Below are 8,389 nucleotides of genomic sequence, written 5' to 3'. Positions count from 1 at the left end.
ATAATCAACATAAGGGGCAACAGCTACCGCCTAAAGGACAGGCTAAAAACCGGGCTATATGCTAGCCCGCGTAATAGCGTCTAGTTTTTAAAAAAGCCAGGGTGGGTCAAATTTTATCTGTTAAAAATGGGTCAATTTAAATCCGCTATTGACATCAGGTTCAAAATATTCTTTAATGCGCTCAAGCAACGATATGTATTTATCTCGGCTCAGCAGGTATTTCTTTTCGGCGCGTTTGAAAACATAATTCACCGAATTTCTATCATTCATCCCCTTGTTAAACCTCCCTTCTACCCCTTTCAATGGGTATTATATTCTTCAAAGCTGAACAACACTTAATGGTACTTTGAAAAATATGTGAACAAATCAACATCTATTATCTTTGTGATGCAAAGAAGCAGGACAAAAGTCCTGCTTCTTATCTATAAAGAAATTATAAAACTGGATTTTCAACTCGATATATAAATGCTATAATTGGACTGGCATGGTTACTACTAAACGACAGAAAGGATGAAGGCTATGGTGTTGCGCGTTATGATGGTGGACAGCAGTTATGAAGCACGAAGGGATATCGACAGCAAAATCAAATGGGTAGAGAACGATTTTGAACTGGTGGGCGAAGCCAATAATGGCGAAGAGGCATTGGCCTTATTGCCACATGTATCGCCTCATGTTATCTTTACTGAAATACGCATGCCTAAAATGGATGGCATAACCTTTATAGAAACCGCTAAAAAAAGATGGCCCGACATCAAATACGTAATCGTTAGCAATTACGACAATTTTGAGTATCTCCGTCAGGCCATGAGGGTAGGCGCATATGATTACATCCTCAAGCCGGTCAAGGCAGAGGAAATAAACCAGGTGCTGTTGCGTGCCAAGTTCGAAATTGAAACAGGGATACGCAAATTCTTTTAACAAAAGCCACCTGCAGGAAGGTGGCTTTATTTCACATTAACCGTCACCTCAGCAGGCTTGATCTCTATCAATTCAGTCCCTGGAGGTATATCCGCCATGATTTTTAACCTGTGTTCTCCTCGAGAGATATTGGCAAGGTCTACATATGCTTTTATACTATTTTCGTCCACGCTATTTATTATGGTCGCTGGCCCGCCAAGGACTATTTCAGCGCTGGTGGGTTCCAGTTCAACCTCGCTATCCTCTGGCACGTTGATCACTTCAATGTTATTAATGGTTAAGCTTCGCTGTATGTTTTTCTCCCTAATTCTCACCACAACCTCCACTTCGTTTGGACTGGAAGGTGCTATAGTGACACCTTCGTATTTTTGAAGCTTTAAAGTCTGCTTCACATCAGCAGTAGCACCTTCTATATCCATCACCTGAGTTCCTATAGAATCCATCTTGTCCAGAATAGATTTATCCCCGCTGACAGTTACCTCTTGTGGATAAACTTCTATGCCCTCAATCTCATAATTCTCGTTGGGTACACCAGCGATATTCGGCTTTACTGGCAAGACTTTTAAGGGATAAACCGGCACCGTAATTATTACATACCGTGGATTGATATTAATGTATTTTGATTCGATCATTCGCCCATCCTCATCCAGCAACAAAACCGGCAACGAGTATTCGACAGTAGAAGATACATCGGAAATCTCTAAGGACACCGTAGCCCTATATATCCGTTTGATAAGATTCTCAGGCCCTGATACTCTTACAGTATTAGAAGGCTTCAACCTGTAAGGAAACGCTAGATATCCTTTAGCTTCTTTTACAATGACATCGGGCGTTACAACAACATCTTTGTGTACCAAATAATCAGTTTTAACGATGATTTCGGGCTTGCGCCTCAAAGTAACCCCCGAAGGCAACCCCTTAATATCCACAAACAGCCTGTATTCCCCTGGCTCGTTAATCTCAGAAAGGTCAATCGCGCCTTCCAACTGTTCGATATCTATTTTTTCCAGATCCCGCGTACGCCCTTTCACCGAAATGCTCACTTCACTGGGTATATCATACACCAATGTAAGCCCTTTTTCCTTGAATTTATCCTCATTTACTATTTTAACTGGAACATTATCATAGCTTCTGGAAATTTCAGGGTTTTGCTCCCTTATCGCTATAAGCCACAGTATGATGGCGATGATGACTGAAATGAGCTTCAAAGCAAAGTTCTTGCCGAGTTTGCTATGCATCCTTTGACCTCCGCTTTATCAAACTAAAGGGTTTTAATTCTTTATCTTTTATATATATCTTCTCTAGAATACTGCGCAGTCCTTCAGCGTCCAGATACCGGGTCAGCTTTCCATCGCTGGCAATTGAAACAATACCCGTTTCTTCTGAGACGATTATAGCCAATGCATCGGATGCTTCAGAAATGCCCAACGCCGCCCTATGGCGCGTACCCAGCTGTTTGCTCAAATTTGGGTTTTCGGTAAGCGGCAAAAAACAGCCCGCAGCTACTATACGCGATTCCCTTACTATAACGGCACCGTCGTGCAGGGGTGTGTTGGGCACAAAGATATTTTCCAGCAGTTCCCTCGTCAGCCTGGCATCCAAACGCACTCCCGTCTCCACCACATCATTTAGGCCTGTCTTCCTTTCGATAACGATCAACGCACCAGTACGGCTAGATGATAGATTTTGAACAGCTCCCACTATATTCTCTATGACCTCGGTGACATCCTCATCGTTTTGGGTAAACATCACCTTGTCAAATATCCTTCCTCTACCTATCTGCTCCAAAGCCCTTCTCAATTCAGGTTGAAAGACGATCAGCAAAGCGATGACGCCCAGCTGTGCAGTGTTGCGGAGAATCATGTGTACTGTATTGAGATTTAGAATATTGCTCACCCAGGTAGCAAACAATAATATTGCTAGTCCCTTTAAAACCTGCTCTGCTCGCGTCTCACGTATAAGCAGCATTAACTTATATAGAGCATATGCTACAATGGCTACATCCACGATGTGACGTATGATATCGGGAAATTGAAAGTACGGTTTCATATAGGAGATGATGTTTGAAAGCCAGGCCCACATATTTCCACCCCTTGCAACTTATGCCGTTTCCATACAACAATACCCACTCTAACCTCCAAAACAGACGCACCATTCCAGCTAATATTATTATATACCAACCGCTATGGCTTTTAAAAGAACCATCAACAATCTTTATGACGTTCTCCGTAAAGCAGCATTCACATGACAATCGGAATGGCTATTCCACAATTGATGCATCTTTTGTCCTTCAATCCCATTACCCTTATCACGTATCCACGGTCGACTATCTTCTGCCCACATTCAGGACAATAGGTGTTGTTATCTGCTCCTATCACATTACCTATATAGACAAAGTTGAGATATTCTCTGGCCACATCTCTCAGCTCATAAAGAGTAGTGACAGGGGTAGGTGGAAGCTGCATACGATAGTTAGGATAATACCGGGAAAGGTGCAGCGGAATGTTTTTATCAATCCCACTGAGCCAGCGCGCCAGCTCTCTTATTTCCTCTTTGTCGTCATTGAGCCCCCCGATGATCAGGGTGGTTATTTCAACGTGGGCCTTCCCGGCAGCCTGCTCCACCACTCTTTTAACTGCAGACAGGTTACCCCCGCAGATTTTCCTGTAAAACTGTTCGTTAAACGCCTTGACATCTATATTAAAAGCATCGACATACAGCAGTAAATCCTTTAGAGGCTCAACTTGGACGAAGCCATTGGTAACCAATACTACCTTCAAATCCTTCTGTTTGCAAAGCTGCGCCGTATCCAGGATGTATTCGTACCAGATAATTGGTTCGTTATAAGTAAAAGCGATACCTATGCTATTATGTTCAATTGCCATTTCAACCAATTTATCAGGAGCTACAAATACGGTAGGTTGCTCCCTATGGGCAATATGCCAGTTTTGACAGAAGGAACAGCGAAGATTGCACCACAATCCACCTACTGAAAGTATGAAGCTGCCCGGATAAAAATGATATAAAGGTTTCTTCTCTATAGGATCCATGGCTATTGAAGAGACCATTGCATACCCTTCCGCTATCAGCGTGCCGTTTACATGCTTCCTTTGCCTGCAAAGGCCGCTTTTCCCTTCCGGAATCAGGCATTCATGGGGGCAAAGATTGCATCTTATCTTGTCCCCTTCCATGGTATAAAACAGCGCTTCCCTCATATTCCTTACACCTTCTAAGGCTTTTAGTGACAGCCGCATCGTTACATCTTATTTGTGGCGTTCCACCTCAAAACGCTCTATAGTGTAGCTTTCGTCGGGACGTATTCCTGCCTTCCGCAGCGCAATTTCAATCTGCTGCTGAGGCGTATCAACCCCTTCTAGGTCAGGCAATAGCAACCCCGATTTATGTCCGCTCCTAACTATTACTCCATATCTCTTTGCATCAAGCTCATCTATGGAGTTGACGGGCTCTGGTTTCTTTAAGACGTCAACCGAATACACCAAATCCTCCAGCTCACTCTCATCCACAGGGATGAACCGCGGATCGTGTACCCCAGCGCTTATAGCATTATAGATGATCTCCTCTGCGATATTCCTTCGGGTAGCCTCGATGGTGCCAATACATCCGCGCAGCTGTCCATCCTTTTTTATGGAAACAAAAACTCCAGCTCTATTGTCCAACATTTCTCTGGGAAGGTCATCATCCGGTTCGATTACCTTGCCGGTACGTATATATGATTCAAGTGAACGCCTGGCCAGACGGACATAAGGGTCTTCGTTTTGACGCACCTTTTGCATCCGCTGATGCTTTTTCTCAAATAGCCTGTTCACAAGAAGCCGTGCGGAATTCAATTCGCCCTTTTCCAATATGGCCACACCGTATCCCACTCCAAAGGGCCCCTCATAGGATAAAACCCTGGGATACAACTCATAGCCATCCAGCGTTCCTAAGGCTATAATGATGGAACGAAGGCCGCACTCGCCACCTTCTTCAACCATTACGGGATCTAAATTGAAGAACCCCTCAACATCGCCGTTCTCAATAAGCGATATTATCTGCTTATCCAGCTTAGGTCCCATTGGATTAAAGCCATAAGGCCCGTCCTGGCTCAACCGATGGGATAGGTCGCCGCTGGCAATCACGCTCACATCCCTTTGGCAGGCATGTACAACTTCTTGAATAACTTTCCCAAAGGCATACAACTTCTCATACGATAAGGGCGCATATGTGATATGCACCAGCTTAAAGTCGCTATACTGCTTAATCACGAAATATAAGGGCACCAGGGCGCCCCAGTCCATGGCCGTCGATATGCCGTATTCGGATGCCATATTGCCGTCAATCCCTATACAGGATATATTTGAACGCTCAGCGCTATCGACAATGGCCCTGGCTAGCTCAACATCGTTTTCAAAAGACATCTTCACGCCTGCAGCGCCAAACCTTGCGAAATTCCCTGTCAGACGCGGTACAGCCATGACAGCTATGGCATCGCGAAACATCGGTCCGTGAGGAGTGATGAGTATTATGGTATGGGGCTTCTTTTCCTCTATATGCTTGGCGCATGCTTCCATGGCCTCTAGCGTGCTTTGCGCCTTTCTCTCTTCACCTTTGCCAACCTCCGGAATAATAATGGGAGGATGAGGCATCAGGTAAACCGAAAGGATCTCACCCACTTGATGACACCTCCTTCTCCACCTATTAAGTTTATCACAAAATGGGATAAAGATACAGTAACATCAAAATTTATCATATACTCCTTTTGCATATAAACGCCCTTTTCTGCAACATGCTTCCCTGATTTTGGCATAAAAATCATTTGGACCTAACTTAATAAGTTATTTTCAGCAAAGCTCTGTATCCAATAATACAAGTAGGCCTTTATTGTCACAATAATTGTGATATAAAGGCCTACCTCTTCAACCTATCATCTAAAAAAAGAATCATTCATGCAAGCCATAGGTCTTGTTTACGCTTTGTACAAAAATTATGCCTTTGCCGGGCTGATCTATCTCGAGATGTTCTCTTATGGACGAGACAACCGCTTCGGCAATATCGCTCTTTGCCAGGATAAGCACCATTTCCTTTTCTGGCTCGATTTCCATGGCAAAGACCTTACTGGTCTCGTGAATGCCCGCACCCCTTGCGTTCACTATAGTGGCGCCCTTGGCTCCAGCCTTTCTGGAAGCCTCCACCACCTCCTCTCCTTTACCCCTATCTACAATCGTAACCACTAGATTGTAAGACACCTTGTCTTCGCTCCCCTCCATGTGAATTTCATCATGCTTATAGACAGTTGACCCTATTATATCACAAACCGGCATAGTAAAGGCTATGCCATGGTGCGGCTTTTCAAAATGAAAATGCTCATTTAGGAATTCTGCCACTTCATCCGCAGTTTTTCTATCAGCAGCCATTACTACTATCTCTTTACGCTCATCGGTTATGCCCAAAAGTTCCAGTACATGGCTTTTAACGGTACCTCTTCCTAAAAATACCGTCCCTCCTGTCATACCATGTTTTTTTGCTGTTTGCAACACCTTGCTGCCCACGCCGAAATTCACTATGACGCATATCAATCCAAAACCCGTGGCATTGGAACAAACTGTCATGAATGTTTATGCCTCCTTCCGGGATTTCACTTTATATACAAGTCCTAATATCTGCAAAGCAATAAGCGGCATGGATGCCACCATCGCAATCATTCCAAATCCATCCACCAGTACATTAGCGCCTTCTACCGCTTCGGCAGCCCCCTGTATAAAGGCCAACATAAAGGTGGCGGTCATGGGTCCTGAAGCTACGCTGCCCGAATCGAAAGCAATACCGATAAAAAGTTCCGGAACGAAATACATAAGTGCTATTGCTATTATATAAGAAGGCAATAAATAATGCCAGAGTTGAATGCCAGGAACCAGTATCCTCAACACCGATAAGGCCACCGCAACTCCGATTCCTAATGAAAGGGCAACCATTACTAGACTTCTCTTAATGTAGCCGCTGGTAGCATCTTCAATCTGGTGCATCAAAACGTGTACGGCCGGCTCGGCCAGTACAGTAACAAATCCCAGTATGAAACCGATTATCAGGATATACGCTTTGTTATCCAGCATGGCAACCCTATATCCCACAATACTTCCTACGTCCATAAAACCGGCATTGACGCCGTCCATAAACAGCACCAGCCCTACAAAGGCGAATAAAAGCCCCATCAATACCTTCCTAAAGGCTCTCCTTGAAAAGCCGGATGAAAATATTTGAAATATGAACAGGGTAAGCAATATAGGCAACAATGCCAAAAACACATCACGGGTAACTTTGGGTAGCTCCTCAATAAAGGGATCTATAATAGACTCAGACGCCAGGGCATTAGCCTCTAGTGCACCCGTTATCTCGCCTGCATTCGAAGCTATATCCATAATTAAAACTCCCAATATAGCGCCTATGGCCGCAATACACACCAATCCAAAACTGTCCCGTTCGGAGGCTTTGCTGTCCTTTTTTGGCATCGAAACGCCCATTGCAAGCGCCAAGATGAAAGGAACGGCTAAAGCGCCGGTGGCAGCACCGCAGGCGTCAAACGATATGGCCAAAAATGCAGGAGATGAAAATAAAGCCAATATAAAGACTATCCCATACATCACAGTAAATACAGTTCGCAGGGAAACGTTATATACTATTCTTGCAAAGCCAAGAGCAATCATGATCCCAAGGCCAATCGAAACGGCCACAACTATCCCCATCTTTGAAACTTGACCGGATGTAACCATATCCACCTGCCTTGCTAGTATATGCAGATCAGGTTCGGCAGCAGAAATGAAAAAACCAAGCACGAAACCTACACTAATTACCACCAATATTTTGTTCGTCTTTATAATGGCCGACCCTATGGCAGTGCCAATGGGAGTAATTCCTACATCAACTCCAAGTAGAAATACCGATAAGCCTATGATGATGAGTAATGTACCAACGAGAAACTTTAAAATCAGATGCGTTTCCAGCGGCGTCAATGTAAAATGCAATATGAGAACTATTGCTGTAATGGGTAGAACAGTGTGTAGTACCTCCTTTAACTTGTCCAGAATTACGTTCAACTATGTATCACCCCTTCTTTGAAATTATACTTTAACTTATGGCATTCAGAATTATTTTACCATACTTTTTTTGTTAAATCACCTCAAAATTTGCTCAAAACCTAAGATATTTATTTATGGTTCGTTGTAAAATTAAATGCAACACCAAAAAAATAATAAGACCATAGTAAAAAATCCTCCTGTATGATATAGATATCCAAAACAAACTAATCATACAGGAAGTTCACTATGACTAATTACAATTGTACCACAAAACGTTGCTCTTTTAAATACCTAAATGCTTACGAAAGAGGAAAAATTGCTGCTCTGCTTAAAGAAGGCAAAAGCATCCGTTACATAGCAAAACAGTTGGCTAGGGCTCCTAGTACTATCAGTAGGGA

At 43.6% G+C, this 8,389-nt stretch carries 9 protein-coding genes and 1 pseudogene; 3 read left to right on the top strand and 7 right to left on the bottom strand.

Translation table 11 applies throughout. The features are described 5' to 3' along the window. A pseudogene (locus BM241_RS13260) lies at positions 1-84 on the top strand (AAA family ATPase); the annotation flags it as partial. Positions 85-120: 36 nt separating this feature from the next. Here BM241_RS13260 and BM241_RS12555 read toward each other — a convergent pair. Next, entirely contained in the window at positions 121-270 is a 150-nt protein-coding gene (locus tag BM241_RS12555; protein WP_156925032.1) for a hypothetical protein, read from the bottom strand. Between the two features lie 249 nt (positions 271-519). On the opposite strand from BM241_RS12555, the gene BM241_RS11600 reads away from it, so the two are divergent. After that, positions 520-918, top strand: a complete 399-nt coding sequence (locus BM241_RS11600; RefSeq protein ID WP_025746775.1) for a response regulator — start codon at positions 520-522, stop codon at positions 916-918. Between the two features lie 26 nt (positions 919-944). On the opposite strand, the gene BM241_RS11595 is transcribed toward BM241_RS11600, so the two are convergent. The 6 genes from BM241_RS11595 to BM241_RS11570 form a co-directional block, all read right to left on the bottom strand. Beyond that, positions 945-2,156 (bottom strand): CdaR family protein, encoded by a 1,212-nt coding sequence (locus tag BM241_RS11595; protein WP_092282861.1) that lies wholly within the window; start codon positions 2,154-2,156, stop codon positions 945-947. Beyond that, positions 2,149-2,967, bottom strand: coding sequence for a diadenylate cyclase CdaA (gene cdaA / locus BM241_RS11590; RefSeq protein WP_207649016.1), 819 nt, complete (start codon positions 2,965-2,967; stop codon positions 2,149-2,151). The genes BM241_RS11595 and cdaA overlap by 8 nt, the downstream gene beginning before the upstream one ends. 191 nt (positions 2,968-3,158) lie before the next feature. Next, on the bottom strand, positions 3,159-4,133 hold the full coding sequence (gene amrS / locus BM241_RS11585; protein ID WP_025746778.1) for an AmmeMemoRadiSam system radical SAM enzyme: 975 nt from the start codon (positions 4,131-4,133) through the stop codon (positions 3,159-3,161). Between the two features lie 48 nt (positions 4,134-4,181). After that, entirely contained in the window at positions 4,182-5,591 is a 1,410-nt protein-coding gene (amrA, locus tag BM241_RS11580; protein WP_092282859.1) for an AmmeMemoRadiSam system protein A, read from the bottom strand. Between the two features lie 267 nt (positions 5,592-5,858). Further along, positions 5,859-6,527 carry a P-II family nitrogen regulator gene (locus BM241_RS11575; RefSeq protein WP_092282858.1) on the bottom strand — a complete coding sequence of 223 codons (669 nt, stop codon included), beginning with the start codon at positions 6,525-6,527 and terminating at the stop codon, positions 5,859-5,861. Positions 6,528-6,533: 6 nt separating this feature from the next. Beyond that, positions 6,534-8,009, bottom strand: coding sequence for a DUF1538 domain-containing protein (locus BM241_RS11570; RefSeq protein WP_092282857.1), 1,476 nt, complete (start codon positions 8,007-8,009; stop codon positions 6,534-6,536). Between the two features lie 228 nt (positions 8,010-8,237). Here BM241_RS11570 and BM241_RS11565 point away from each other — a divergent pair. Beyond that, the coding region (locus BM241_RS11565) for a helix-turn-helix domain-containing protein (RefSeq protein WP_092282856.1) at positions 8,238-8,389 on the top strand (152 nt) is incomplete at its 3' end.

Origin of the sequence: Caldicoprobacter faecalis, assembly GCF_900115765.1 — a bacterium.
In the GTDB taxonomy this organism is placed as follows: Bacteria; Bacillota; Clostridia; order Caldicoprobacterales; family Caldicoprobacteraceae; genus Caldicoprobacter; species Caldicoprobacter oshimai.
Note: the sequence above shows the minus strand (reverse complement) of the source record. Positions and strands in the feature narration are given on the sequence as shown.